The sequence below is a fragment of the Nocardia sp. NPDC060249 genome (assembly GCF_042728755.1).
GTDB lineage: Bacteria > Actinomycetota > Actinomycetes > Mycobacteriales > Mycobacteriaceae > Nocardia.
On the sequence record NZ_JBHXAQ010000003.1, the window covers coordinates 537,608 to 562,814 of the forward strand.

General features: G+C 68.7%; 25 protein-coding genes. 11 read left to right on the top strand and 14 right to left on the bottom strand.

Annotated elements, in window-relative coordinates:
- Positions 1 to 93: 93 nt before the first annotated feature.
- Genes ACFWFP_RS16310 through dmpG form a run of 3 tightly spaced genes read left to right on the top strand, consistent with a single transcriptional unit; the run spans position 94 to position 2,871 of the window.
- Entirely contained in the window at positions 94 to 879 is a 786-nt protein-coding gene (locus ACFWFP_RS16310; protein ID WP_379295764.1) for a 2-keto-4-pentenoate hydratase, read from the top strand.
- Between the two features lie 24 nt (positions 880 to 903).
- A complete protein-coding gene (locus tag ACFWFP_RS16315; RefSeq protein WP_379295765.1) occupies positions 904 to 1,809 on the top strand; it encodes an acetaldehyde dehydrogenase (acetylating) in 906 nt (301 codons plus the stop codon).
- Between the two features lie 12 nt (positions 1,810 to 1,821).
- Positions 1,822 to 2,871: a 4-hydroxy-2-oxovalerate aldolase gene (dmpG, locus tag ACFWFP_RS16320; protein ID WP_379295766.1), complete on the top strand. Its 1,050-nt coding sequence runs from the start codon at positions 1,822 to 1,824 to the stop codon at positions 2,869 to 2,871.
- Between the two features lie 80 nt (positions 2,872 to 2,951).
- Here dmpG and ACFWFP_RS16325 read toward each other — a convergent pair whose 3' ends face one another.
- Positions 2,952 to 3,713, bottom strand: a complete 762-nt coding sequence (locus tag ACFWFP_RS16325) for an SDR family oxidoreductase (RefSeq protein ID WP_379295767.1) — start codon at positions 3,711 to 3,713, stop codon at positions 2,952 to 2,954.
- Between the two features lie 70 nt (positions 3,714 to 3,783).
- Between ACFWFP_RS16325 and ACFWFP_RS16330 the strand changes: the two genes are divergently transcribed.
- Positions 3,784 to 4,131: a winged helix-turn-helix transcriptional regulator gene (locus ACFWFP_RS16330; protein ID WP_379295768.1), complete on the top strand. Its 348-nt coding sequence runs from the start codon at positions 3,784 to 3,786 to the stop codon at positions 4,129 to 4,131.
- 65 nt (positions 4,132 to 4,196) lie between these two features.
- The gene (locus ACFWFP_RS16335) at positions 4,197 to 5,030 is read left to right on the top strand and encodes a GNAT family N-acetyltransferase (protein ID WP_379296007.1); all 834 of its coding nucleotides are present in this window, start codon (positions 4,197 to 4,199) and stop codon (positions 5,028 to 5,030) included.
- A gap of 7 nt (positions 5,031 to 5,037) precedes the next feature.
- Here ACFWFP_RS16335 and ACFWFP_RS16340 read toward each other — a convergent pair whose 3' ends face one another.
- From ACFWFP_RS16340 to zapE, 6 genes are all read right to left on the bottom strand, one after another.
- A complete protein-coding gene (locus ACFWFP_RS16340; RefSeq protein ID WP_379295770.1) occupies positions 5,038 to 5,487 on the bottom strand; it encodes a hypothetical protein in 450 nt (149 codons plus the stop codon).
- The gene (locus ACFWFP_RS16345; protein ID WP_379295772.1) at positions 5,484 to 6,758 is read right to left on the bottom strand and encodes a DUF58 domain-containing protein; all 1,275 of its coding nucleotides are present in this window, start codon (positions 6,756 to 6,758) and stop codon (positions 5,484 to 5,486) included. The genes ACFWFP_RS16340 and ACFWFP_RS16345 overlap by 4 nt, the downstream gene beginning before the upstream one ends.
- Entirely contained in the window at positions 6,755 to 7,717 is a 963-nt protein-coding gene (locus ACFWFP_RS16350) for an AAA family ATPase (RefSeq protein WP_378970823.1), read from the bottom strand. The genes ACFWFP_RS16345 and ACFWFP_RS16350 overlap by 4 nt, the downstream gene beginning before the upstream one ends.
- 17 nt (positions 7,718 to 7,734) lie before the next feature.
- Complete coding sequence (locus ACFWFP_RS16355) at positions 7,735 to 8,229, bottom strand: hypothetical protein (protein ID WP_101464691.1); 495 nt, start codon at positions 8,227 to 8,229, stop codon at positions 7,735 to 7,737.
- 64 nt (positions 8,230 to 8,293) lie between these two features.
- Positions 8,294 to 9,223 (bottom strand): DUF4129 domain-containing protein, encoded by a 930-nt coding sequence (locus ACFWFP_RS16360; RefSeq protein ID WP_379295774.1) that lies wholly within the window; start codon positions 9,221 to 9,223, stop codon positions 8,294 to 8,296.
- A 138-nt stretch (positions 9,224 to 9,361) separates the two neighbouring features.
- Positions 9,362 to 10,549 (bottom strand): cell division protein ZapE, encoded by a 1,188-nt coding sequence (gene zapE / locus ACFWFP_RS16365; RefSeq protein ID WP_379295776.1) that lies wholly within the window; start codon positions 10,547 to 10,549, stop codon positions 9,362 to 9,364.
- Between the two features lie 64 nt (positions 10,550 to 10,613).
- Between zapE and ACFWFP_RS16370 the strand changes: the two genes are divergently transcribed.
- A complete protein-coding gene (locus ACFWFP_RS16370) occupies positions 10,614 to 11,252 on the top strand; it encodes a TetR/AcrR family transcriptional regulator (RefSeq protein ID WP_379295778.1) in 639 nt (212 codons plus the stop codon).
- Here ACFWFP_RS16370 and ACFWFP_RS16375 read toward each other — a convergent pair.
- From ACFWFP_RS16375 to ACFWFP_RS16405, 7 genes are all read right to left on the bottom strand, one after another.
- Positions 11,225 to 11,662 carry an NUDIX domain-containing protein gene (locus ACFWFP_RS16375; RefSeq protein WP_379295780.1) on the bottom strand — a complete coding sequence of 146 codons (438 nt, stop codon included), beginning with the start codon at positions 11,660 to 11,662 and terminating at the stop codon, positions 11,225 to 11,227. The genes ACFWFP_RS16370 and ACFWFP_RS16375 overlap by 28 nt on opposite strands.
- Positions 11,663 to 11,687: 25 nt before the next feature.
- Positions 11,688 to 12,887 (bottom strand): lipid-transfer protein, encoded by a 1,200-nt coding sequence (locus ACFWFP_RS16380; protein ID WP_379295782.1) that lies wholly within the window; start codon positions 12,885 to 12,887, stop codon positions 11,688 to 11,690.
- Positions 12,884 to 13,306 (bottom strand): MaoC family dehydratase, encoded by a 423-nt coding sequence (locus ACFWFP_RS16385; protein ID WP_379295783.1) that lies wholly within the window; start codon positions 13,304 to 13,306, stop codon positions 12,884 to 12,886. Before ACFWFP_RS16385 ends, ACFWFP_RS16380 begins: the two co-directional genes overlap by 4 nt.
- A 76-nt stretch (positions 13,307 to 13,382) precedes the next feature.
- Complete coding sequence (locus tag ACFWFP_RS16390; RefSeq protein WP_379295785.1) at positions 13,383 to 14,372, bottom strand: bifunctional MaoC family dehydratase N-terminal/OB-fold nucleic acid binding domain-containing protein; 990 nt, start codon at positions 14,370 to 14,372, stop codon at positions 13,383 to 13,385.
- Positions 14,373 to 14,386: 14 nt separating this feature from the next.
- Entirely contained in the window at positions 14,387 to 15,550 is a 1,164-nt protein-coding gene (locus ACFWFP_RS16395) for an acyl-CoA dehydrogenase family protein (RefSeq protein ID WP_379295787.1), read from the bottom strand.
- Positions 15,535 to 16,614, bottom strand: coding sequence for an acyl-CoA dehydrogenase family protein (locus tag ACFWFP_RS16400; RefSeq protein ID WP_379295789.1), 1,080 nt, complete (start codon positions 16,612 to 16,614; stop codon positions 15,535 to 15,537). The genes ACFWFP_RS16395 and ACFWFP_RS16400 overlap by 16 nt, the downstream gene beginning before the upstream one ends.
- A gap of 4 nt (positions 16,615 to 16,618) precedes the next feature.
- The gene (locus ACFWFP_RS16405; RefSeq protein WP_379295791.1) at positions 16,619 to 18,742 is read right to left on the bottom strand and encodes an acyl-CoA dehydrogenase family protein; all 2,124 of its coding nucleotides are present in this window, start codon (positions 18,740 to 18,742) and stop codon (positions 16,619 to 16,621) included.
- A gap of 147 nt (positions 18,743 to 18,889) precedes the next feature.
- Here ACFWFP_RS16405 and kstR point away from each other — a divergent pair, with 147 nt between their 5' ends.
- From kstR to ACFWFP_RS16430, 5 genes are all read left to right on the top strand, one after another.
- Positions 18,890 to 19,507, top strand: a complete 618-nt coding sequence (kstR, locus tag ACFWFP_RS16410) for a cholesterol catabolism transcriptional regulator KstR (RefSeq protein ID WP_378631587.1) — start codon at positions 18,890 to 18,892, stop codon at positions 19,505 to 19,507.
- A 343-nt stretch (positions 19,508 to 19,850) separates the two neighbouring features.
- Positions 19,851 to 22,421: a trehalose-phosphatase gene (gene otsB / locus ACFWFP_RS16415; RefSeq protein WP_379295793.1), complete on the top strand. Its 2,571-nt coding sequence runs from the start codon at positions 19,851 to 19,853 to the stop codon at positions 22,419 to 22,421.
- A gap of 134 nt (positions 22,422 to 22,555) precedes the next feature.
- Entirely contained in the window at positions 22,556 to 23,440 is an 885-nt protein-coding gene (locus ACFWFP_RS16420; protein ID WP_379295795.1) for a metal ABC transporter solute-binding protein, Zn/Mn family, read from the top strand.
- 8 nt (positions 23,441 to 23,448) lie between these two features.
- Positions 23,449 to 24,297: a metal ABC transporter ATP-binding protein gene (locus ACFWFP_RS16425; RefSeq protein WP_379295797.1), complete on the top strand. Its 849-nt coding sequence runs from the start codon at positions 23,449 to 23,451 to the stop codon at positions 24,295 to 24,297.
- Complete coding sequence (locus tag ACFWFP_RS16430) at positions 24,297 to 25,163, top strand: metal ABC transporter permease (protein ID WP_379295799.1); 867 nt, start codon at positions 24,297 to 24,299, stop codon at positions 25,161 to 25,163. Before ACFWFP_RS16425 ends, ACFWFP_RS16430 begins: the two co-directional genes overlap by 1 nt.
- The last annotated feature ends 44 nt before the right edge of the window (positions 25,164 to 25,207 follow it).

The window sequence follows — 25,207 nt, forward strand, 5'->3', positions numbered from 1 at the left end:
TGTATTGTCAGGTGAAAGGCTGACGTAGTCGTTCGACACCGGTTACAGTTTTGGCGTCTAGATCCTTCCGACCGTGCTGCCAAGGAGGTCCGCGTGCTGCCTGACGCGGTACGAACCCATCTCGCCGACGAACTGGCACGCGCCGAAGACGAGCGCGTGGCCGTGTTGCCGCTCGTCGACCGGTTCCCCGATATCGATGTGGTCGACGCCTACGAGATCCAGCTGCTCAACATCCAGCGCAGGCTCCGGTCCGGCGCGAAGGTCGTCGGGCACAAGGTGGGGCTGTCGTCGAAGGCGATGCAGGAGATGATGGGCGTCGACGAGCCCGACTACGGTCACCTGCTCGCCGACATGGAGGTCTACGAAGACGTCCCCGTCGACACCTCGAAATTCCTGCTGCCGCGCGTGGAGGTCGAGGTCGGATTCGTGCTCGGCGCCGACCTGCCCGGCGAGGACTGCACCGAGGCCGACGTGCTGGCCGCGACCGTCGCGTACGCGCCCTCGATCGAACTCATCGACTCGCGCATCAACGACTGGAAGATCGGCCTGACCGACACCATCGCCGACAACGCCTCCTCGGCCGGGTGGGTGCTCGGCAAAGAACGCGTCGCACCCGGCGACATCGACATCAAGGCCATCGACGCCGTACTCACCCGCAACGGCGAGGTCATCGCCGAGGGCCGCAGCGACGCGGTGCTCGGCGATCCGGTGATCGCGGTCGCGTGGCTGGCGCGCAAGGTCGCGACCTTCGGGGTGCGGTTGAAGAAGGGCGACATCGTGCTCCCCGGTTCCTGCACCCGCGCCATCGACGCCCGCCCCGGTGACGACTTCCTCGCCGAGTTCACCGGACTCGGTTCCGTCCGTTTGCGTTTCCGCTGAACCAGACTTCCCAAGGAGTACACCGTGACCAGCAAAGTCACCGCCGCGATCGTGGGGTCCGGCAACATCAGCACCGATCTGCTGTACAAGCTGCTGCGCTCGGACAAGATCGAGCCGCGCTGGATGATCGGCATCGACCCTGATTCGGAGGGGCTGAAGCGGGCACGCGGGCTGGGTCTGGAAACCTCCGCCGAGGGCGCGGACTGGCTGCTCGCCCTCGACGAGAAGCCCGATCTGCTGTTCGAGGCCACCTCCGCCTACGTGCACCGCGCGTACGCGCCGAAGTACGAGGCCGCGGGTATCCGCGCCGTCGACCTCACCCCGGCCGCCGTCGGCCCGGCCGTGATCCCCCCGGTGAACCTGGATTCGCTGCGGGACGCGGCGAACGTCAACATGATCACCTGCGGTGGCCAGGCCACGATTCCGATGGTCAACGCGGTCTCGCGGGTAGTCCCGGTGTCCTACGCCGAGATCGTGGCCTCGGTGTCCTCGGTGTCGGCCGGTCCGGGTACCCGCGCGAACATCGACGAGTTCACCAAGACCACCTCCAAGGGTGTGGAGACCATCGGTGGCGCCGAACGCGGCAAGGCCATCATCATCCTGAACCCGGCCGAGCCGCCGATGATCATGCGCGACACCATCTTCTGCGCCATCCCCGAGGAGGCCGATCGCGACGCGATCTCCGAGTCGATCTTCCGGATGGAGAAGTCCATTCAGGAGTACGTGCCCGGCTACCGGCTGCTCAACGACCCGCAGTTCGACGACCCGTCGCTGGTATCCGGCGGCTTGGCGAAGGTGTCGATCTTCGTCGAGGTCGAGGGCGCGGGCGACTTCCTGCCGCCGTACGCGGGCAACCTCGACATCATGACGGCCGCGGCCACCAAGGTCGGCGACGTGCTGGCCGATCAAATCCTCTCAGCTCGGGTGTAAGGAGATTCGACCATGAACAACATCCTGAAGCCCTACTCGGGCGAACTCGATGTGCGCGTCACCGATACCTCGCTGCGCGACGGCTCGCATCACAAGCGTCACCAGTTCACCGTGACCGAGGTTCGCGACATCGTCGGCGCGCTCGACGCGTCCGGTGTCCCGGTCATCGAGGTCACCCACGGTGACGGCCTGGCCGGGTCCTCGTTCAACTACGGGTTCTCCAAGACCCCGGAACAGGAACTGATCAAGGCCGCCGCGGAGACCGCCAAGCAGGCCAAGATCGCCTTCCTGATGCTGCCCGGCGTCGGCGTCAAAGAAGACATCAAGATCTCGCAGGACAACGGCGCGTCCATCTGCCGCATCGCCACCCACTGCACCGAAGCCGATGTGTCCATCCAGCACTTCGGCTACGCGCGGGATCTGGGCCTGGAGACCGTCGGCTTCCTCATGATGGCCCACTCCACCACGCCGGAGAAGCTGGCCCAGCAGGCCCGCATCATGGCCGACGCGGGCTGCCAGTGCGTCTACGTCGTCGATTCCGCGGGCGCGCTGGTCCTCGAGCAGGTCTCCGACCGCGTCTCGGCGCTGGTGGCCGAACTCGGCGACGACGCACAGGTGGGCTTCCACGGCCACGAGAACCTCGGCCTCGCCGTGGCGAACTCGGTCTACGCCGTGCGCGCGGGCGCCACCCAGATCGACGGCTCGGCTCGCCGCTTCGGCGCGGGCGCGGGCAATCTGCCGGTCGAAGCCTTCATCGGCGTCTGCGACAAGCTCGGCGTCAAGACCGGCGTGGACTTCTTCGCCGTCACCGACGCCGCCGAGGACGTGGTCCGCCCGGCCATGCCGTCGGAATGCCTGCTCGACCGTCAGGCGCTGATGATGGGCTACGCGGGTGTCTACTCCAGTTTCCTGCGCCATGCCGAACGCCAGGCCGAACGCTACGGTGTCTCCGCCGCCGAAATGCTGGTCCGCGCGGGCAAGCGCAAGCTCGTCGGCGGCCAGGAAGACCAGCTGATCGACATCGCCCTGGAACTCCAGCGCGAAGCTTCGGTGACCGCCTGATAGTTCCCCACCAGCACCGGGCCGGCACACATCCTGCCGGCCCGGTACGGGTTCGACTCGATCCCATTGGATCGAGTCCGTCACCGCCGCGATGCCATCTGGTAGTCGTGACCGCCGACGTAGAACGTGTGGCCGTCGGCGACCGCTTCGGTGCCTGCCCGAACGATCACGCGCGCGAAGTCCTCGATCGTGGGCAACGGGCCTGCCGCGCGGCGGGATTCGACACTGCCAGGGTCACGCCGTTCCAGCAGGCGGACGATGATCGTCCCGTCGATCATGTCGCCGGACACCACCGTGAAACCGACTCCGCGCTCGCGGAATTCGGGGATCAGCGCCCGCAGCGCATCTTCGCCTGCCCGTTTGCTCCGTGCTATCGGCGTGTAACCCTGTGGCACGTTGTCGTTCTCGTGGATGAAGTGCGCCTGATGGCTGGTGACGAACACGATCCGGCCGCCCTCGGCCATCAGCGGCAGCATCGCTGTCGCCAGGTTCACCTGCGCATCCCGGTTGAGCCGTAGCGCGTACCCCGGATCGGCATCCCGCTCGAGTCCGCCGGATGCGTTGAGCACCAAAGTATCCAGCCGCCCGAACGTCCGGCCGACCTCCTCGGCCAACGTCTCGACAGCCGCCGGATCGGAGACATCGGCACCGAGCACCGAGGCGCTCCCGCCGGCCGCGACAATCCCGTCGACGACATCCTGGGCCCGCTTGCGCTTCTCCCGGAAGTTCACCACGACATGCGCCCCCGCCGCGCCGAACTGCGCGGCCGCCTCCGCCCCGATCCCCCGCGAGGCCCCGGTGACCAGCACGATCCGCTGATCGTGCCGCACTGTCGAATCCATCGTCGATCTCCTCGTCCATCCCCGACCGGCCGTCATGCTTCTGATTCAGAAGCAACTATCGTGCTTCTGAATGAGAAGCGCAACCGGCGACGAACCCTCGCCAGCGATCCTGGCCGCGATCGACCTCCTCGGCCAGCGCTGGATGCTGCGCGTGATCTGGGAACTGGAGCCAGGCCCCCTCGGCTTCCTCGACATCCGCCGGCGCATGGGCAACTGCTCGTCGAGCATGCTGTCGGACCGGCTCCAGCAACTCCAGTCCGCGGCGCTGATCCGCAAGAACGGCCAGCGTGGCGCCTACGAGCTCACCACCGAGGGCGCGCTCCTCGCCGAATCCCTCCAGCCACTGTGGGACTGGTCCGAGAACCGGACCCCCACCGGCGACGGCAACGGGCACATCCCCTGGCGGCCCGACCGATAGTCCGCCTCGGAAAACTCGCTGGACAGGGGCGATATAACTGGCTGATGAGCGAGGAGACGGCCGCGTTGTTCTGCGATACCGGCATGGCCGGTCGGATCGAGCGGATGGAGACCGAGGCCATTGCCGGTGGGGTGCGCGCGGGACTCCGTCGGGCGACCTCGGCGGCCAGTGGGTTCACCCAGGAGATCGCCGGTGGCGCAGCGTGTTTCGCCGGACCGAACTCGCCGTTGAACAAGGTGGCCGGGGTCGGCTTCGCCGGGGTGCCCTCGTCGGCGCAGTGGGAAGCGGTCGAACAGGCTTATGCCGAGGTCGGAGCGCCGGTCCAGGTCGAGTTGGCCCATCTCGCCGACCCGCGGATCGGCGCCGAACTGACCGCGCGGGGATACCGGCTGACCTCCTTCGAAAACGTTCTCGGCCTGCGCCTGCGCGGACGTGCGTGGCCGGTTCCGGAGTCGGTCGAGGTGCGCCGCGATGACGACGACGACGCGGATACCTGGCTCGATATCGTCGTCGACGGCTTCGCCCACCCCGACGACGACGGCCTACCCGCCACCGAGGACTTCCCTCGCGATGTCCTCGCCTCCGCCGTCCGAGACCTGGCTGCCACCAACAACACCCATCGTTATCTGGCCTACCGCGCCGGCGAGCCCGCGGGCGGCGCGAGCCTTCGCCTGACCGGCGGCATCGCCGCGCTCGCCGGGGCGTCGACGCTGCCCGAGCACCGTCGGCGAGGCGTCCAGACGGCGCTGCTCGCCACCCGGCTCAACGCGGCGTCCGCGGCCGACTGCGACCTCGCGGTCGTCACCACCCAGCCCGGATCGAAATCCCAGCAGAACTCCCAGTCCCAAGGCTTCGCTGTGCTCTACACCCGAGCGGTGCTGGTCAAAGAGCCCGCCTGACCACGTCCTACTCGGTACGGATCTCTTCGACGGTGGGGCCCTTGGCCGAGAGGCCGCTCACCAGCAGGGCGTAGATCGCGACGATGAGGATGGGAGCGGCCAGTGGCGCCCAGATCAGCTGGACGGGGACCCAGGCGGCGGTGGCGGCCGCGATGGTGAACAGGATCGCGCCGCCGACCGAGGGGATGGTGGTGGGGACCACGCCCTCGGGGGCGTGCAGGACGGCGGCGTTGAGCAGATAGGTGGTGGCGACCAAACCTGTTGCCGCTGCCGCTATTACGCCGACATCGGCGAAGGCGAGAGCGGCGACGGTGATCAGCACCGCGCCGACCGAGGCCGGGCGCCACCACCAGCTCGCGATCACCAGCACCAGCGCGGGCACGCCGGCGAGGGGATTGATCAGCGCGACCGCGGCCACCAGGAGCAGACCGGCCAGCAGGGCAAGAAATCTCGTCATCGGCGTACCCGTACCGCTCGGCGATGCTCAGGCAGCAGCCGCATGGCCTGGTCGAGGCGGGTGTCTTCGGGCCAGGCGATGATGTCGACGCCGACGGTGCCCATGTCCCGATACATCGAGGCGCGTTCGAGCTGCCACATCTTGGCCATGGTCGGGTCGAGGCCGTCCGCGAAAGGCGTACCGCGCAGGACGTCGACCGCGACCACCACGTGCCCGCGTTTGCGCAGGTCGATCAGAGCCAGCGCGAATTGGGTGTCGAGCAGGGTGGAGAAGGCCACCACGATCGCGCCGATCGGCACGGCGGCGTGCGGTGCGAGGGTGCCGGTGGTCTCGACGTGTTCGTCACCGACGCCGAGGACGGTGTCGACGATGCGATAGAACTGTCTGCGGCCGATGTCGGGGCGCAGCCAGCGCGGCGATTCGCCGAGGCAGACCACGGCGGTGCGGTCGCCGGATTGCAGGGTCGACTGCACCACCTGGGCCGCGCCGCGCACCGACAGTTCCAGCGACGCGCTGGCGGGGCCGGGCGCCTGCAAGGACGTGTCGACCATGACGACCACATCGGCGGAGCGGTTGGTGAACCGCTGGGTGACGTAGAGCCTGCCGCGCCGCGCGCTCACCGGCCAGTTGACGGCCCGCAATTGATCGCCGGGCGTGTAGGCGCGGATGTCGGCGTATTCGACGCCGGGACCGTGCCTGCGGGTCAGATGGGTGCCGATGCGGTCGGGAAGTTCGGTGCGCGGCATGCGCATGCGCTGCGGATCGGCGATGGGGTACACGTAGAGCTTGGCCGCGGGCAGCTCGGTGGTCGCGACCGCGAGACCGGCCGGGCTCAGCGCGGACACCTTCACCTGCACCGGATACCGGCCCCAGCGGGTGGCCGAGAGGCCGAGTCGCATGCCCGCGGGCGCACCGCCGGAATCGTGGGCTTCCTCGACCTCGAGTTCCAGGCCGGGCATCGCCAGGGCGGTCATCCGCAGCAGCGCGTGCCCGCTCTCGACGAAAGCGACCGCGCTGCACCCGATCACCTCGTTCTCGAAACAGCGCACGGTGCCGCTGCCGTCGACCTGGACTCTGGTCGGCGCCTGCTGCCACGGCGCGGTGGCGAGCACACCGAGCATCGGCGCCGCGAAGACGACCAGCTGCCACTGCCCCAGCAGCACCGCGACGACCAGTGCCGCTGCCGCGCAACCGGCCAGGATGAACACCAGCGGCGCGGGCCGCCACCGGAGGTCGACCTCGACCGATCTGGATTCGTCGCGGTGCTTCATGTGCTCGTGGCGCGGGGCACCGGTAGCCGGCGGAGTAGTTCGGTGATGACGTCCTCGCCGCGGATACGGCGCACCCACATCTCGGGGCGCAACGTGATGCGATGCGACATCGCCGCCACCGCCAGGGCTTTCACGTCTTCGGGAATCACATAGTCGCGTCCGAGGAGCAGCGCCCTCGCCCGCGACATCTGCACCAGGTCGAGTTCGGCGCGCGGGCTGGCGCCGACTTCCACCTGCGGATGACTGCGGGTGGCCGAGGCCAGCGCGACGACGTAGCTCACCACGTCCGGGTGCACGGTGACGAACTCGACCGACTGCCGCATCTCCATCAGACCCTGCGCGTCGACCACCTGGCCCACTTGCGGTGCGGTGGAGCCGCGTTCGAGCCTGCGCCGGATCATCTGCGTCTCGTCGGCCTCGGAGAGGTAACCGAGGCGCAACTGGATGGCGAAGCGGTCGAGCTGGGCCTCCGGCAGCGGGTAGGTGCCCTCGTACTCGATCGGGTTGTCGGTGGCCAGCACCACGAAAGGCTGTGGCAGCAGGAAGGTTTCGCCGTCGATGCTCACCTGCCCCTCGGCCATCGCCTCCAGCAGCGCGGCCTGGGTCTTGGGCGGAGTGCGGTTGATCTCGTCGGCGAGCAGCACATTGGTGAACACCGGACCGCGACGGAAGTTGAACCGGCCCGACGCCATGTCATAGATCGTCGAACCCAGCAGGTCGGCGGGCAGTAAATCGGGCGTGAACTGCACGCGGGTGAAGTCCAGGCCGAGCGCGGCGGCGAAAGACCGCGCGATCAGGGTCTTTCCGAGGCCCGGCAGGTCCTCGATGAGTACGTGGCCTCCGGCCAGCACGGCGATCATGATGAGCTGCAACTCATCTCGCTTGCCGACCACGACTCGGCCCAGCTCACGCAGTACGGCATCGGAGCGCTGGACGGTCACGTTCAACGGCATTGTCATCGGTGGCCTCTAACCCCTCACATCGTCTGCAAACGGCGCAGGATCTCATCCAGCGCCTCTCTACCCGGTGCGCGACCGGTGTGATCGCGCAGCGCGGAGTTCGCCGGATCCACCCAGCGCCACAGTTCAGGTCCGAACTGCAGCTGACCGGCGGCCTCGGTGGCCCGGCGATTCTTGGAAACCCTCAGTCCGGTGGACAGCTCGAATTCCTTGGCGAGCAGCGGCCGCAGGTGGCGGTCCCAGTCGGCGCGGGTCCCGTCGGCGCGGGCGGTGAGCATCTCGGCGCGCGCATGCCAGCGACCGAGCATCTCCGCCGGACCGTTGTCGATGTACTCGGTGAGCGGTTCCTCGCGGATCACCCGGTGCCGCAGCGACCAGACCAGCATCGCGAGCGCCGCGGCCACCGGCACGGCGACCGCGAGCAGCACCGAGTCACGATCAAGACGCACCAACGTCACTTCGATCACCGCGACCGCGAGCACGGCCGTCACAATCACCGAAGTCCGATTCACGCTGAGCCCTCCTGGCGTGCTTCGGCGACCTGCGTGATTACGCGAGCTACCGCTTCCGATCCGCTCATGCCGTCACCAGCCTGCGCTGCAGGTCTGTGAGCACGATGCGCAGCAGTTGTTCGGCGCGCATGCGCTGCCATTCGAGCATCGAGTGCGGGCTGAACCGCGCCTCCTCGAACAGCGCGACCAGCTCGCGGGCCGAAGCATCGTGGAGCACACCACTTTCGAAGGCCCTGGCCAGTACTTCCATCGGGGTGTCCGAGGCCAGCGGGCGGGCGGCGCGGTCGCTGGACAGACCGCGCTCCATCGCCACATAACAGGCGATGATGGCGGTGCGCGGATCCTGGCCCGGGGCGTTCATCGCGGCCAGGCCCATTTCGGCGGCGCGCGTGAGGGAGTCGACCTCGCTGGGGGTCGGCTCGTCCTCGACGGGCGCGACGGGGGCCGGTTCGCGACGCGCGGCGACAGCCACGACGACCAGGCCGACCAGCGCGACCACGATCAGCACGATGGCCAGGATCGCCGCGATCACCAGGGCGGTGCCGGTGAGTTCGGTGGGTCCGGTGGTGGGGTCCGCGGCATGGGTGTCGGTGGTGGGGACGGGGCCGGAGCCCTCGGTCAGCGTCTCGGAGGCCGGGCGCATCGGGCGGGCGCCGGGCAGCAGGAACAGCGCGGTGACCCCGCCGGCGAAGATCAGCGCCACCGCGGCGACGGCGATCGGGACCAGCAGCGCCAGCCTGCGCCACTGGATGCGCGGCATGGCCTCGCGTTCGGCCTCCGGCATCGCCAGGGGCAGGCGATGCTGGCTGGCGATCACGCCCGCGACCAGGATGACGATCGAGACCAGCAGCAATACCGGCATCACGGCGATGAGCAGCGCGGAGGGGGCTCCGGTCGAGGTCGCGCCGGAGCCGGGCAGCGTGCCCTGCAACGCGATCGTCGAAGCGACGACCAGTGCGATCACGACGATCGCCCGCGTAATGGGCTGATTCACCCCGATCACAGCTGTACCACCAAACCCCAGAGACTGCACAAAACAGCCACATAGTTACATGCCGAGTGGTCCGCTCGAGAGGAAATCGATGCTTTTGGACCTCTCCCCTCTCATTGTCCCCCCGCGATCAAGGGCTTGCTACGCAGTGCGAACGTTCGACACGCGAGTTAATGGCAACTCACCGAGGCGGCTGGCCGTGCGAGCCAGATCGGGGATCGCCGGGACGCCCGCTGTCAGGTCGTGTGCGGGCTCCGGTGCGTGGATGGTAAACGGGAGATCGGCGTCGTAGAGGACATCGACGAGATTCACCAGGCGCATCGACCAGTCCGGCGGAACCTCGCGCAGTGGCGGGACCTCGCGCAGGGTCCAGCGGCGGTAGCGCTCGGTGAGGCGGAGGTAGTCGGCGGCGCTGGTGGGAGCGGCGCAGATGTCGTGGAAGTCGAGGGTGATGGCGTCGGCGGCGGCATGGGCGCGGATGGTGCGGCCGTTGCCGAGGGGCACGTCGGCGAACAGTTCGATGTCGTGACGATTCGCCCGAGCCACAGCGGCCGATCGCGAGCCCGCCGTGCGGGGTGAGTCCGACCAGGCACCCGCGGTGAGCACATAACGACCCGCGAGGAAGCCGGTGTCGCGGTGTGGCGTGCGAGTCCGGTAGTCGAGTGGTCCATCGAGGGCGACGGTGCCGAGGTTGGCGAGGATCAACTCGATGGTGGGCACGAAGGCGTCGTGGAACAGCGGGTTGGGCAGGAGATCGGAGGGACGGTAGTTCGAGGTGACCACGAGGGTGCGCCTGTCGGCGAAGAGGGCCTCGAGCAGGCGGGCGATGAGCATGGCATCGCCGATATCGGTGACGTGGAATTCGTCGAAGCAGACCAGGTCGGCGTCGCCGAGGAGTTCGTCGATGGCACGTTCGACCGAGCCCAGGGTGTGGGTGGCGGCGTGGAGGGCCGCGAAGAAGGTGTGGAAGTGGAAGCGGCGCTTGTGCGGTGTCTCGACCGCGCCGAAGAACCGGTCCATCAGCATCGTCTTGCCGCGACCCGGTCGGCCGTGCAGGTAGATACCGGCGCGATCGGCCCGCAGGGCACCGCGCTCGGCGGGTCGAGCTGTCTGCTGGTTGCCTCGGGCGGCGGAACGCGCGCGCGGTGCGGCCATGACATTCCAGCGTCGACCGCCGCTCTCAGCGAGGCGCGGGATGCCGAACGGGCCAGTGCGTCGAGCGGGGTGCCCACCGCGTGTGCGGTGCCCGTCGACCGGAGAGAGCAGGGATTCGAGCGCGTGTAGGGCCGCTTGCTGTGCGGGATCGAGCATCACGGTGTCGGGTTTCATGCGTACCTCCTCGTCCTCTACAGTTGTAGAGGACGGGCCTCGCCGACGGCCAGGAGAGGTGACGATGTCCACAGACCGACGGGGACAGATCGTGGCGGCGGCCATCGAACTCATCGCGACCCGGGGAATCCGCGCGCTCACCCACCGCGCGCTGGATACCCAGCTGACCCTGCCACCGGGTTCGACCTCGTACTACTTCCGCACGCGACGAGCCCTGATCGAGGCGGTAGCCGACGGGATCACCGCTCGTTCACGCGCGGATTTCGTTGCCGCACAGCGCGAATCAGCGACCAACCTGGGAGACCTGACACAAGTCACGCGCGAAGAATCGGTCACTCGGCCCATGGATCCCGTGCAGGTCGCGCACGACATCGCGGTCTGGCTCGATCATCTACTCGCACATCGCCGTCACGAGCTGATCGCCCGGCACGCCCTGATCATCGAGGTCCTGTCCGACCCGGAACTCCATGGCCGCCTGGCAGGCAGCCTGTTCTCCCTCGATCGCGCAACAGACCTGTTCAGCGCCCTCGGTGCCGCCGAACCGCGCGAGTCGGCCCACGACTTCCTCGCACTGCTGGAAGGGCTCGTCTTCGACCGGTTCGCCGGGCTGCGCGCGGGATCGCCGGGCAGTGTGGACCAGCTCGCCCGACCGCTCACTGAATTTCTGACGAGCGGTCAATCCCGCCAGCCGAATTCGGAATAGGTGGCGGCCGAACGCAGCGCGGCCAATCCGAGCGCGGAATACTCGATCAGTTCGTCGGGCAACTCGGCCAGCGGAAACCATCGCAGCGCATAGCATTTATCGGGTTCCCGATTGACAGGCTCACCGCGCCAAGCCTCGACGCGGAAGAACAGGCCGAGACGGGAGTCGCGACCGGGGGCAGTGACGTGAGCGACGTGAAACAACCGCAAGGCGGCGGGATCGATGTCGACCCCGACCTCCTCCGCCGCTTCGCGCACCGCGGCCGTCGCCACCGACTCGTCGGCTTCGAGCTTTCCCGACGGCAGGTGCCAGCGGTGATCGAACGCGTCACCGCTGCGGCGCAGGCTCAACAGAACCTCGTCACCGCGGATCAGCAGGATGTGCACGTCGACCAGGTGGCGGGGAGTCACCCGGTCGAGCGTACGAGAGCCGAGGCTACGAGGTCAGAACGAGTCCGGAGGTGGGGACGCCGGTGCCCGCGGTGACCAGGATGCGTTCCAGGGCGTCGACCTGGTTCACCGAGGTGCCGCGGATCTGGCGAACCGCTTCGGCGATGCCGTTCATGCCGTGGATATAGGCCTCACCGAGCTGGCCGCCATGGGTGTTGAGCGGCAGGCGGCCGCCGAGCTCGATGGCGCCGTCGGCGATGAAGTTCTTGGCTTCGCCACGGGGGCAGAAGCCCAGTTCCTCGAGCTGCATGAGAACGAACGGGGTGAAGTGGTCGTAGAGGATCGCGGCCTGCATGTCGGCGGCGGTCAGGCCGCTCTGCGCCCACAGCTGGTCGCCCACGAGGCCCATTTCCGGCAGGCCGGTCATGGCGTCGCGGTAGTAGCTCGTCATCACGTACTGGTCGGCGCCGCTGCCCTGGGCGGCGGCCGCGATGATCGCGGGGCGCTGCGGGAGGTCGCGGGCGCGTTCGGCGCTGGTGACCACGATGGCCACGCCGCCGTCGGACTCCTGGCAGCAGTCGAGCAGGTGCAGCGGTTCGGCGATCCAGCGCGAATCCTGATGCTGTTCCAGGGTGATCGGCTTGCCGTAGAAGAAGGCGTTGGGGTTCACCGCGGCATGCTTGCGGTCGGCGACCGCCACCGCGCCGAAATCGGCACTGGTCGCGCCGGTGACGTGCATGTACCGGCGGGCGACCATGGCGACCTGCGCGGCGGGCGTACCGAGCCCCTGCGGGTAGGCCCAGCCCGCGTCGATCCCCGACGACGTGGGCGCGGCGGCCAGCGCGGGCGAGAACTGACCGAACCGGGCGCCGGATCGTTCGTTGAACGCGCGATAGGCCACCACGACATCGGCCACCCCGGTGGCCACGGCCATCGCGGCCTGCTGCACGGTCGCGCAGGCGGCGCCACCGCCGTATCCGATGTGGCTGAAGAACTTCAGGCTCGGAATGCCGACCGCCCTGGCCACCGCGGCCTGAGTGTTGGTGTCCATGGTGAAGGTGGTGAGGCCGTCGACGTCGGCGGGCGTGAGACCCGCGTCGGCCAGCGCCGCGCTGACAGCCTCCGCGGCCAACCGCAATTCGCTGCGTCCGGAGTCCTTGGAGAAGTCGGTGGCACCGATGCCGACGATGGCGGCGCGGCCGGAAAGGCCGGTGCGGTCGGCGGATTCGGCTGAGGTGGTGCTCATTTCGGCTCCAGATCGGGAAGGACGATGACGGCCGTGGCGGTGATGTGCTCGCCGAGGCTGTCGGTGCCGTGCACGTCGATGGTGACCTGGGTGCCGTCGATCTCGGTGACCGTGCCGGACAGGGTCAGCGTGTCACCGGCGTACAGCGGCACACCGAGGCGAAGGGCGATGCGCTTGACCAGCGCGCGCGGGCCCGCCCAGTCGGTGACGAAGCGCTGCACCAGACCGGTGTCGGTGAGGATGTTGACGAAGATGTCGCTGGACCCGCGCTCCACAGCCTTGTCGCGGTCGTGGTGCACATCCTGGAAGTCCCTCGTGGCCACGGCCGTACTGATGATGAAGGTCGGGTCGGCATGGATCACCAACTCCGGCAGAGTGGTTCCCACCGCGATGGTGGCGATCTCGACGGTGGGGGTCATCGTGGCGTCCTTTCCGGACGGGCGGAGCGAGTCGGCACGGCGAGGCGGGCGCCGAAGCGGCGATCGGCGGCGGTCATCACACGGCCTGCCAGTACGGCAGCACGGTGCCGTCGGCGAGCTTCTCGAAGGCGGCACGCACCGGCAGGTCGATGGCGACGTCGTTCGGCTCGACGCCGCGCAGTTCGCCGAGCATCCGCACGCCCTCGTCGAGTTCCACCAGGGCGACCACGAAGGGCAGGTCGCGCCCCGGCACCTTGGGCGCGTGGTGCACGACGAAGCTGAACACCGTGCCGGTGCCCGCGGCGACCACGTAGTCGGTCGTCTCCGATTTGTCCTGCCACAGTGCGGGAATGGGCGGGTGACGCAGCGTGCCGTCGGGCAGACGCTGAATCCGCAACTCCCCGACTTCGGTTCCCGCCCAGAAGAACTCGGTATCGCGCGAGATGACCGGGCCGACCCGACCTGCCGGTGCGATGCTCGGCGCCGACGTCTGCCCCTGCGCCGTTACTCCGGATCCATCGGTCGTCGGCTCGGCGGTGGCGGCGGGAATCGGCGCGAACTTCAGAATGCGGAACAGCATTTCGGTGACGACCTCGTCGCCGACCGACCAGGTGGTGGCGAAGGTCAAGAACCAGCCGTCGCCGAGTCCGGTTCGCTTGGGGCCCTTGAACTCCGAGAGCCTGCTGGCAACAGTCACCTCCTCCCCTGGCTCCAGGTAGCGGTGGTAGGTCTGTTCACAATTGGTGCCGACAACGGAGGTATAGCCTGCGTCGTCGAGCAGCTGTGTCGCCAGGCCGAGCGGGTCGTCGGCGGTGCGCGTACCGTGCAGGCCGTTCATCGTCCACACCTGCGCCATGGCGGGCGGGGCGACGATGCCGGGATGGCCTGCCGCCCTCGCGGCTTCGGCGTCGACGTAGATCGGGTTGGTGTCGCCCAGCGCCTCGACCCAGTTGTGAATCATCGACTGGTTCACCGGGTCACGGCCGGCCCGCGGCGCCGATTGCCCCGCCGCCGACAATGTCGCCAGCGCTTCCGGGAGATCTTCGGGGGTGATGCTGTCCGGCACGCGCCGCTCCTTGTTCATCGGGGCACGCGCGGGAGGTCCAGGCCCGCGGTGGCCACCAGTTCGCGCATGATCTCGTTCACGCCGCCGCCGAAGGTGACGACGAGGTTCTGCTTGGTGCGCCGATCCAGCCAGTCGAGCAATTCGGCGGTATCGGGCTCGGCCGGGTCGCCGTAGCGGCCGATGATCTCCTCGACCACACGACCCGCTTCCTGCAGCGACTCGGTGGAGAAGATCTTGGTGGCCGAGGCGTCGGCGATCACCGCGTTCTGCGCCGCCGCGGTGTCGGCCGCCGCGACCTGCCAGTTCAGCAATTCGTTGAGCCGCACCATGGTGCGCACCCGGCCGAGCGCGCGACGGACCTCGGGCTCGCCGAGCAGCCCGTGCTGGGCCGACCAGTCGCGCAGGCGGTCGTAGAGCTGTTCGATCTTGCCCGACGGGCCGAGGCTGACCCGCTCGTGGTTGAGCTGGGTGGTGATCAGCCGCCAGCCGCGGTTCTCTTCACCGACCAGCATGTCGGCGGGCACCCGCACGTCGTCGAAGTAGGTGGCGTTGGTGTGGTGGGCGCCGTCGCAGGTGATGATCGGCGTCCAGGAGTAGCCGGGGTCCTTGGTATCGACGATGAGGATCGTGATGCCGCGGTGGCGGGACTCGACCGTGCCGGTGCGGCACGCCGTCCAGACGTAGTCGGCTTCGTGGGCGCCGGTGGTGAAGATCTTCTGCCCGTTGACGATCCAGTCGCCGTCGCCGTCGCGCACCGCGGTGGTGCGCAGCGCGGCGAGGTCGGTACCCGCCGACGGCTCGGAGTAGCCGATGGCGAAATGGATGTCGCCGGACAGGATTCCGGGCAGGAACTTCTTCTTCTGCGCGTCGGTGCCGTACTTCTGCAGGGTCGGCCCCACGGTCAGCAGGGTGACCAGCGGCAGCGGGACATCGGCGCGGACCGCCTCGTTGAAGAAGATCTGCTGCTCCATCGGGCCGAAACCCTGGCCGCCGAACTCCTTGGGCCAGCCGACACCGAGCCAGCCGTCGCGGCCCATCCGGCGCACCACCTCACGGTAGGTGTCGCCGTGCCGGTCCACCGCCATCGTCGCGGCTTCGGCCGGGCTGATGAGGTCGGCGAAGTAGGAACGCAATTCTTCGCGCAACCGCCGCTGTTCGGCGGTCAGATCGATGAACATCTTGCTCCCAGGAGGTCGAGCCGCAGACCCGCACCGCCGAGTAGCCGGGCGAGGTCTTTGGCCTGCGAGTAGTAGCGGTGCATCGGGTGGGTGATATCCACACCCAGTCCACCGTGCAAGTGGTGACATTTCTGCATGGCGCGCGGAACTTCGGCCGCGGCCCAGTAGGCGAGCACGTCGAGGTCCTCGTCGGTGCGGTACTGATGCTCGGGCGAGGTGTCCGCCTGCGCCAGCGCCCAGCACGCCGACTCCGCGGCCACGTGCAGCGTGCGCGAGACCACGTACAGGTCCGCGATCTGCTGGGCCACGGCCTGGAATTCGGCCAGCGGCCTGCCGAACTGTTCCCTGGTGCGCACGTGCTCGGCGGTGAGCGTGATCGCACCCTTCAACAGGCCGTCGGCGACCGCGCCGATACAGGCCAGGGCGTGGCGGTGCAGTCCGGGCAGCGCGTCGGGCAGCAGCTGGCCGGCCGGGATCTCGACGTCGTCGAGGACCAGCGTCGCCTCCGGGATGCCCGCCGAACCCGCCACCGGGATGATCTCGAGCCCCGGCGCCACCGAATCGACCAGTGCCACACCGGCATCGGTGGGCACCAGAATCCACCGGGCCTGCGCGGCGTAGATCACGCCGGACTTGCGGCCGGTGATCCGCACCGTGTCGCCCGCGCGCACAGCCTTGGTGGTCGGCGCGGTGGTGAACGGCGCGCCCGGTTCGTTGAGCGCGGCGGTGAGCACGGTGCCCTTGCCGACCTCGGCGAGCACTCGTTCGGCCAGTTCGTCCGACAGCACGCCAAGCAGCGGCAGCACACCAAACCCGAAGGTCGGCAGTGCCGGGACCGCCGCGGCATCGGTGGCCAGCTCCATGAGCAGGGCCGATACCTCCAGCAGTCCCATACCGTCGCCGCCGAACCGTTCCGGTACCGGCACGGCGAGCAGGCCGGAGTCGACCAGGCTCGGCCACAGGGCCATATCCCTGGCCGACTCACGTTCGAGCAGGCTTACCACTACCTCGGCTACGGCGTCGGCGCTTTCGTCGCGGGTGAAATCCACGGCGTCCTCCCTCATCGAGCTAACTGTCCGCATCGCGCGGCAGGCCGAGAATCCGTTCGGCGGCCACGGTCAACAGGATCTGCTCGGTACCGCCCGCAATCGAGAGACACCGCGTAAGCAGGAATTCTTTCAGAGCATCGTTGTCCAGGGAACCTTCTTGGCCGACAAGTTCCAGCGCGTATTCCGCCAGCTCCTGCCGATGCCGGACCCCGACCAGCTTGCGGACGCCGGCTTGGGCGCCCGCGTCGACGCCCGCCATCGTCGCTACCGCGATCCGCTGTTCCAGCAACGATCCAGCAACCGATGACGTGATCAGTGCGCCGAAACGGTCCTCACGCAGTTCCGTTCCCCAGCCACCGACCGGGAAACGATCGAGCAGGGCCTCGAGCGCACCGCCGATACCGCCGCCACCCATGGCGACCCGTTCGGCCGAGAGCGTGGTGCGCGCGATCTTCCAGCCGTTGTTCAGCGCGCCGACCAGGCAATCGTCGGGCACGAACACATCGTCGAGGAAGACCTCGCTGAACTTCTCCTCGCCGGTGATCTGCACCAGCGGCCGCACCTGCACGCCCGCGGCGCGCATATCGACGAGGAAATAGCTGATGCCGCGATGCTTGGCCGCGGCCGGATCGGTGCGAGCCAGGCAGATGCCCCAGTTCGCGGTGGACCCGAGCGAGGTCCACACCTTCTGGCCGCGCAGCACCCAGCCGCCGTCGACCTTCTCCGCGGTGGTGCGCAGGGCGGCGAGATCGGAACCCGCGCCCGGCTCGCTGAACAGCTGACACCAGATGACCTCGCCGTGCAGGGTCGGCCAGACATAGCGTTCGATCTGCTCCTCGGTGCCGAAACGCAACAGCGTGGGCACGGCCCAGCCCGCGACGGCGAGGTCGGGGGTCGCCAGCTCGGCACGACGTAGCTGTTCGGCGATCTGGAGGCAGGTCATCGGATCGGCGGCGCGGCCGTAGGGCCGCGGCCAGTGCGGCATCACCATGCCCGCTTCCACCAGCGCGCGCGCCTGGTCGGCGGGCTCGAGGGCGGCGATCGCGGCGACCTCGTCCGCCAGCGCGGTGTCCACGGCGGCGTCACCGAGCACCCGTTCGGCACCGGTGGTGCGACGCTGACCGGCCCTGGTGAGCTCGGCGACCCGGGCACGCCAGCGCGCCGAACCACCGAGGAGCTGGCGCAGCGAGCTCGCCCGGCGCAGGTAGAAGTGCGCGTCGTGTTCCCAGGTGAAGCCGATGCCGCCGAGCACCTGGATGGCGTCCTTGGCGTTGTCGACGGCGGCGTCGAGGGCCACCGAGGCGGCCACGGCCGCGGCGATCGCAAGCTCGTCGCCGCCTTCGTCGATCGCGGCGGCGGCGTCGGCGGCGACCGCGCGGATCAGCTCGGTGCGGCACAGCATCCAGGCGCACAGGTGCTTGATCGCCTGGAAGCTGCCGATCGGCTTGCCGAATTGTTCACGGACCCGGGCATATTCGACCGCGGTGCGCAGGGTCCAACCGGCGATGCCCGCCAGTTCCGAGACCGCGAGCGCGACGAAGAGATCGGTGACGTCGGCCGTCGGCGCGAATCCGTGATCGGCCGGAACGGCCACCTCGGCGGCGCTGACCCGCGCCAGCGACACGGTGTGGTCACCGTGTGCCAGCGGCGTCACCGTCACCGCGTCGGCGGACAGCAGCAGCCAGCGGGTGCCGTCGATGGTGTTGGCGGGCACGAGAACTCGGGTCTGCTCATCGGCGCCGTAGACGAAATCCCAAGTGCCGGAGACAGTCCAGCCCGCATCGGTGGCGACCGCCTTCGCCGCCCGCTCGTCGCCGGGCACCGCGACCGCGCACGGTGTGCCGTCGGCGAACGCGCCCTCGGTGATCAGCCCGGCCAGCGCGGTGGCCAGCACCGGACCGCCGACCAGGTCGTCGCCGGTCTGCTCGAGCATCACCGCGAGGTCGGCGACCGTGCCGCCGAGACCGCCATTGTCCTCGGGCAGCGCGACCTCGAACAGCCCGAACTCGCTGAGCCCGGTCCAGTACCCCCGCCAGGCGGCCGAGCCGCCGGCCCGCATTGTTTCAATCGGCGCGACCGTGCTCGCCCAGCCTCGCAGCGACGCCGCGACGGCTTTGTGCTCGTCAGTGGTGGCGATGGTCACAAGAAGATCCGCCCTTCCGGCGTGGTTCACACTTCTAGAACATGTTCTAATATCTAAGCCGGGTATAAGTCAAGAGACCTACACTCGCACTAAGCTCCGGGCACGGCTCGGCCGATGAATTGCCACTGCAGCGAAAGGGTTTCCACGATGGACAGTCCCGCACCAACGCCCACCGTGACGACGCTGTCCGAGGACGAGCTCAGCTCCAGCGCACAGCGCGACCGGCGCAAGCGCATTCTCGACGCGACCCTGGCGCTCGCCTCCAAGGGCGGCTACGACGCCGTGCAGATGCGCGCGGTCGCCGAGCGGGCCGACGTGGCCGTCGGCACGCTGTACCGCTACTTCCCGTCCAAGGTGCACCTGCTCGTTTCGGCGCTGGCCAGGGAATTCGAGATGTTCGAGGGCAAGCGCAAGCCACTACCCGACGGCGACGGCCCGTCCGAGCGCATGCACACCCTGCTCACCCAGATCACCCGGATGATGCAGCGCGACCCACTGCTCACCGAGGCGATGACGCGCGCGTTCATGTTCGCCGACGCCTCGGCCGCCGCGGAAGTGGATCGGGTCGGCAAGGTGATGGACCGGGTCTTCGCCCGCGCGATGAGCGACGGCGAACCCGACGACCGTCAGCTCGCCATCGCCCGCGTCATCTCCGATGTGTGGCTGTCGAACCTGGTGGCCTGGCTCACCCGGCGCGCGTCCGCGACCGATGTCACGGAACGACTCGAGCTCACCGTCGACCTGTTGCTGGGCGATCGCGGATAGCCCAGCAACCCGGCAAAGCTCACTACCGCAACATCACAAATCGCCCATCGCTGTTGACACCCGTCGGCTGTGCGCCTTCCAGTAGGAAGATGCATAGCCGACGTCGCATATGCGAAACAGCGCATCTACCGGGCGCGCGTGCCTCGCCGTGCCCCCGTATGCCCGGTGAGCTCGACGAATCCGACGGAGGGCGGTGGGCCGCCGGTACGGAATTTGCCGTAAGGTCGCGAGCAAACGACCGGGGATAGTGCGCACAACGCGCCGCGCCGCTCGCGCGGCAAAATTGACGCAGTATTGTTTTTCGCGCCCCCTGATCAACTCCTCCCATCACTAGGTTGGATGCGTGAGCGCACAGGAACTGCCCTTGGATGTCCGCCGTGCACTGGCGTCGGTTGCGCGCGTGCCACGGCTCTTGGTTGCCTCGGACTACGACGGGACCATCGCCCCGATCGTGTCCGACCCGTCGAAAGCGTTTCCCCAGCGGGAATCGGTGAGCGCGCTACGCGCGCTGGCGGGGTTGGCGAACACCACCGCGGCGGTGATCTCCGGTCGAGCGCTACGAGATCTGGCAGCGCTGTCGCGCCTGCCGGTCGAGGTGCAGCTGATCGGTAGTCACGGCTCGGAGTTCGACGTCGGCTTCGTGCACGCGATCGACAACGACGCCAAACAGCTACTGACAGAAATCAATTCCGCGTTCTCGAAGATCGCCGCCGCGAACCCGGGCGTGACCGTCGAGATGAAGCCGGCCAGCGCCGCGCTGCACGTGCGCAACGCCAGCGCCGAAATCGGCAGGCGCGCACTGTCCTCCGTGCGCCAGGGTCCGGCGTGCTGGGTGGGCGTGCAGGTGACCGAAGGCAAGTCGGTGATCGAGCTCGCGGTGATCCCCACCGACAAGGGCTCCGCGCTCGACACCATCCGTCATCAGGAAAGCGCTTCCGCCGCAGTGTTCTTCGGCGACGACGTGACCGACGAGAAGGCGTTCCGGGTGCTCTCCGGACCCGACGTCGGCATCAAGGTCGGCGAGGGCGAGAGCATCGCCAAGCTGCACGTGGACTCCACCGAGGACGTGGCGCGCGCGCTGGCGTTCCTCGTCGAGGAGCGGCGCACCTGGCTGGCCGGGGCGAGCGCCCCCCGGATCGAGCGGCTGAGCATGCTGGCCAGCCCGCGCTCGGTCGCACTGCTCACCCCCGACGCGACGGTCACCTGGTTCTGCCACCCCGAGCCCGATTCGGCGGCGGTGTTCGCACACCTGCTCGGCGGCGCGGCGGCCGGGCACTTCACGGTGGCGCCGGAGCGGCCGAGCCTGCCGCTGTCGCAGCGGTATGTGGACGGCACGATGACGGTGGAAACCCGGTGGGCCAGTTTGCAAGTGGCCGACTATCTGCCGCACGACGTCGCCCCCGATCGTACCGATCTGACCAGGGTGATCACCGGCACCGCCAAGGCCGTGGTCACCTTCGCGCCGCAGCCGGAATTCGGCCAGGTGCCGGTGCGAATGCAGGCGGTGCGCAGCGGAATTCAGGTCAGCGGCACCAATGATCCGATGGTGCTCCGCTCCCCTGGCGTGAAGTGGGAGATCCTGTCCGACGGCATCAACGAGCAGGCGCACGCGGTGGTCGACCCGTCGCTCGGGCCGGTTGTGCTCGAATTGCGCTGCGGAACAGCCGATTTCGCACCCTCGATGACCCCGGAGCCGCAGCGTCGCCAGCTCGCCGAGCAGTACTGGTCGCAGTGGGCGTCGGGGTTGCAGCTCCCGCCGCTCAAGCCGGATCTGATGAAGCGTTCGGCGCTGACGCTGCGCGGGCTGGTGCATCGCCCGTCGGGGTCGATCCTGGCCGCGGCGACCACCTCGCTGCCCGAGGACATCGGCGGCGTGCGCAACTGGGACTACCGTTACTGCTGGCTGCGCGACGCGTCGCTGACCGCGCAGGCACTGGTGACTCTTGGCTCGCTGACCGAGGCCGAGGAATTCCTCGGCTGGGTGCACAAGGTGCTCGACACCCTGCCGGGGCCGGAACGCCTGCACCCGCTGTACACCATCTACGGCGAGACCCTGCCGCCCGAGGCCGTGATCGACGCGCTGCCCGGTTATGCCGGTTCGCGACCGGTGCGGGTGGGCAACGCGGCCAATATGCAGGTGCAGCTCGACGTGTTCGGGCCGATCGTCGACCTGATCACCTCGATGTCACACGAACGCGAGCGCCAGGGCATCACCGCCCCGGCCAAGGCCCTGCCGGATGCCGACTGGGAACTGGTGCACGCGATGGTGTCGGCGGTGCAGCGTCGCTGGACCGAACCCGACCACGGCATCTGGGAGATCCGCGGCAACCCACGCCACCACGTGTACTCGAAGGTGATGGGCTGGCTCACCATCGACCGCGCCCTGACCCTGGCGGACCGCTTCGACCGCCCCGCCGATCCCGACTGGGTGACACTGCGCGACACGATCGCCGACGAGGTGAAGGCGAAGGGCTGGAACGACGAGGTCCAGTCCTACACCGCCGCCTACGACGGCACCGACCTGGACGCGGCCACCCTGCACATCGGCCTGAGCGGCCTGATCGACCCCGCCGACCCGCGCTTCGCCGCGACGGTGGTGGCCACCGAGGCCGAATTGCGCAGCGGCGCCACGGTGTACCGGTACCACCACGACGACGGGCTGCCCGGCGGCGAAGGTGGCTTCCACCTGTGTGCCGCCTGGCTGGTGGAGGCGTACCTGCTGATCGGCAGGCGCTCCGACGCCGAGGCGCTGTTCGCCCAGCTCGTCGCCGCCGCGGGCCCCACCGGCCTGCTCAGCGAGGAATACGACCCGGTCGCCGAACGTTCCCTGGGTAATCACCCCCAGGCGTACAGCCACCTGGGTCTGCTGCGCTGCGCCCAACTGCTCAGCCAGCCGGTCAACGCCCTGGTCTGACAACGCTCGACAAAGCCGGGTTCGAATTTCGAGCCCGGCTTTTCGATGCGGTTCGTACTGGGTATTCGATGCTGCTAATCTAAAACGGTAACGATTTCCATTATGATCTACAGCTTGCTCGCCAGGAGTGCCGCGTGAACCCTCGATTCGCCCGCTTGTTTGCCGGTCTCACGGCGGGAGTGGCGGCCGTGGTCGTCCTCAGCGCCTGCGGCACCAGCTCCTCCGATTCCGGCACCCCCCAGATCGTCGCCTCCACCAACGTGTGGGGTTCCGTGGCGTCCGCTGTCGCCGGGCCGGACGCGCAGGTGACCTCGATCATCAGCGATCCCGCCGCCGACCCGCATTCGTTCGAGACCTCGGCCACCGACACCGCCAAGATCAGCGACGCCGATCTCGTCGTGTTCAACGGTGGCCACTACGACGAGTTCATCGAGAAGGCCATCTCGGGCAAGGACAAGCGGACGGTCGAGGCGTTCGAGCAGCGCGCGAACAAGAACGACGAGAACGAGCACGTCTGGTACGACGTGAGCACCGTCGCCGCCGTCGCCGACCAGATCGCGGCCCAGCTCGGCCAGGTCGACGCCGCACACGCGGATGCCTACACCGAGCGCGCGGTGGCCTTCAAGAATCAGCTGATCGGCGTCAGCACCATCACCGGCACCATCGCCACCCAGACCCCGAACGCGCCGGTCGCCCAGTCCGAGCCGCTCGCGCACTACCTGCTGACGGCCGCGACCGCGCAGGACAAGACCCCGCACGAGTTCCAGGAAGCGATCGAGCAGGAGACCGACCCGGCCCCGGCCGCCGTCGCCGCCACCCGCGACCTGATCACCGCCAAGCTGGTCAAAGCGCTGATCTACAACACCCAGACCGAGGACAAGATCACCCAGGACCTGCGGGCCACCGCGCAGTCCGCGGGCATCGCCGTGGTCGAGGTCACCGAAACCCTGCCCGCCGGAATGGATTACATCCAGTGGCAGACCGCCAACGCCAAGGCGCTCGCCGCGGCCCTGCGCTGAGGACCCCCATGACCGAGGCAACCGCACTGTCGGACACCACCGCCGCACCCGACATCGAGACCGCCGACGCGGCGATCCGGCTGCGCGGGGCGAGCATGGCCTTCGGCGACCGCACCCTCTGGCGTGACCTCGACCTCGACGTGCGGCCGGGTGAGTTCATCGCCGTCCTCGGACCCAACGGCTCGGGCAAGACCTCGCTGCTGCGCGCGCTGCTCGGCACCCTGGACCTGAGCGCGGGCAGCGCGGAGATCGCGGGCAGGCGAGCCGGGGTCGGCAATCCGGGCATCGGCTACATCCCGCAGCAGAAGACCATCGACGCCGGCGTGCAGCTGCGCGGGGTCGACCTGGTCGGCCTCGGCGTGGACGGGCATCGGTGGGGGCTCGGCTGGCGTGGTCGTCGCAGCCGGGCCGAGAAGGTCGAGCGAGCCGTCGCCGCGGTGGGCGCCGGGTCGTTCGCGCACGCGTCGCTGGAGACGATGTCCGGTGGCGAGCAGCAGCGGTTGCGGGTCGCGCAGGCCCTGGTCGGCGATCCGTCGGTACTGCTGTGTGACGAACCGCTGCTGAGCCTGGATCTGGCGAACCAACGGCTGGTCGCCGAACTGGTCGACAAGCGCCGCCGCGAACACGACACCGCGGTGCTGTTCGTGACCCACGAGATCAACCCGATCCTGCCGCTGGTGGACCGGGTGCTGTACCTGGTGGACGGCGGCTTCCGGATCGGTACCCCCGATGAGGTGATGACCTCGCAGACACTGTCGGAGCTCTACGGCACCGAGGTCGAGGTACTGCGAGTGCGCGGCCGCCTGGTGGTCGTCGGAACCGGTGACGATATGGACGCGCTGGGCGGTACCGCCTGATGGAAAAGCTCGTCAAGGTGTTCCAGCAGATGTTCGACTTCGGCACCACCGCGAACCTGCTCGGCTACGACTTCGTGCAGCAGGCGCTGGTGGCGAGCGCCCTGCTCGGGTTGCTGGCCGGCTTGATCGGGCCGCTGATCGTCGCCAGGCAGATGTCGTTCGCCGTGCACGGAACCAGCGAGCTCTCGCTCACCGGCGCGTCGGCGGCGCTGCTCGTCGGTATCGGGGTCGGATTCGGGGCGATCGCCGGTTCGGTGGTCGCGGCCGTGCTGTTCGGGTGGCTGGGTTCTCGTGCGCGCGAACGTGATTCGGTGATCGCGGTGGTGCTGTCGTTCGGGCTGGGGTTGTCGGTGCTGTTCCTGTGGCTCGCGCCGGAGCGGGCCGGGTCGAAGTTCTCGCTGCTCACCGGGCAGGTCGCCGGGGTCGGCTACGACGGGCTCGCGCTGCTGGTCACCTGTACCGCGGGCGTGCTCGCCGTGCTGGCCGTGGTGTACCGGCCGCTGTTGTTCGCCAGCTCCGATCCCGAGGTCGCGATCGCGCGCGGGGTTCCGGTGCGGGCGCTGTCGGTGGTGTTCGCGGTACTGCTCGGCATCACCGCCGCGTTCGGCGTGCAGATCGTCGGCGCGCTGCTGGTGCTGGCCTTGCTGATCACCCCGGCCGCCGCGGCCGCGCAGGTGACCTCGAGCCCGATGCGGGCGACCGTGCTGTCGGTGATCTTCGCCGAGATCGCCGCGGTCGGCGGGCTGCTGCTGTCGCTGGCGCCCGGCGTCCCGGTGTCGACCTTCGTCACCGCGATCTCGTTCAGCATCTACCTGGTGTGCCGGTTCGCCGGACATCGCAATCGGCAACTCGCGCACGCGCGCTGAACCCACACCAGATCTCGCCCCGATGCCCGAACGGCCGCGAGCCG

Coding starts and splice junctions, on each gene's coding strand:
- zapE (WP_379295776.1), bottom strand. CDS start 10,549: ATGAAACCCGACACCGTGATGCTCGATCCCGCACAGCAAGCGGCCCTA.
- ACFWFP_RS16345 (WP_379295772.1), bottom strand. CDS start 6,758: ATGAAGCACCGCGACGAATCCAGATCGGTCGAGGTCGACCTCCGGTGG.
- kstR (WP_378631587.1), top strand. CDS start 18,890: ATGGACAGTCCCGCACCAACGCCCACCGTGACGACGCTGTCCGAGGAC.
- ACFWFP_RS16400 (WP_379295789.1), bottom strand. CDS start 16,614: ATGAGGGAGGACGCCGTGGATTTCACCCGCGACGAAAGCGCCGACGCC.
- ACFWFP_RS16395 (WP_379295787.1), bottom strand. CDS start 15,550: ATGTTCATCGATCTGACCGCCGAACAGCGGCGGTTGCGCGAAGAATTG.
- ACFWFP_RS16340 (WP_379295770.1), bottom strand. CDS start 5,487: ATGACGAGATTTCTTGCCCTGCTGGCCGGTCTGCTCCTGGTGGCCGCG.
- ACFWFP_RS16330 (WP_379295768.1), top strand. CDS start 3,784: ATGAGAAGCGCAACCGGCGACGAACCCTCGCCAGCGATCCTGGCCGCG.
- ACFWFP_RS16430 (WP_379295799.1), top strand. CDS start 24,297: ATGGAAAAGCTCGTCAAGGTGTTCCAGCAGATGTTCGACTTCGGCACC.
- ACFWFP_RS16370 (WP_379295778.1), top strand. CDS start 10,614: ATGTCCACAGACCGACGGGGACAGATCGTGGCGGCGGCCATCGAACTC.
- ACFWFP_RS16425 (WP_379295797.1), top strand. CDS start 23,449: ATGACCGAGGCAACCGCACTGTCGGACACCACCGCCGCACCCGACATC.
- ACFWFP_RS16385 (WP_379295783.1), bottom strand. CDS start 13,306: ATGACCCCCACCGTCGAGATCGCCACCATCGCGGTGGGAACCACTCTG.
- ACFWFP_RS16325 (WP_379295767.1), bottom strand. CDS start 3,713: ATGGATTCGACAGTGCGGCACGATCAGCGGATCGTGCTGGTCACCGGG.
- dmpG (WP_379295766.1), top strand. CDS start 1,822: ATGAACAACATCCTGAAGCCCTACTCGGGCGAACTCGATGTGCGCGTC.
- ACFWFP_RS16350 (WP_378970823.1), bottom strand. CDS start 7,717: ATGACAATGCCGTTGAACGTGACCGTCCAGCGCTCCGATGCCGTACTG.
- ACFWFP_RS16380 (WP_379295782.1), bottom strand. CDS start 12,887: ATGAGCACCACCTCAGCCGAATCCGCCGACCGCACCGGCCTTTCCGGC.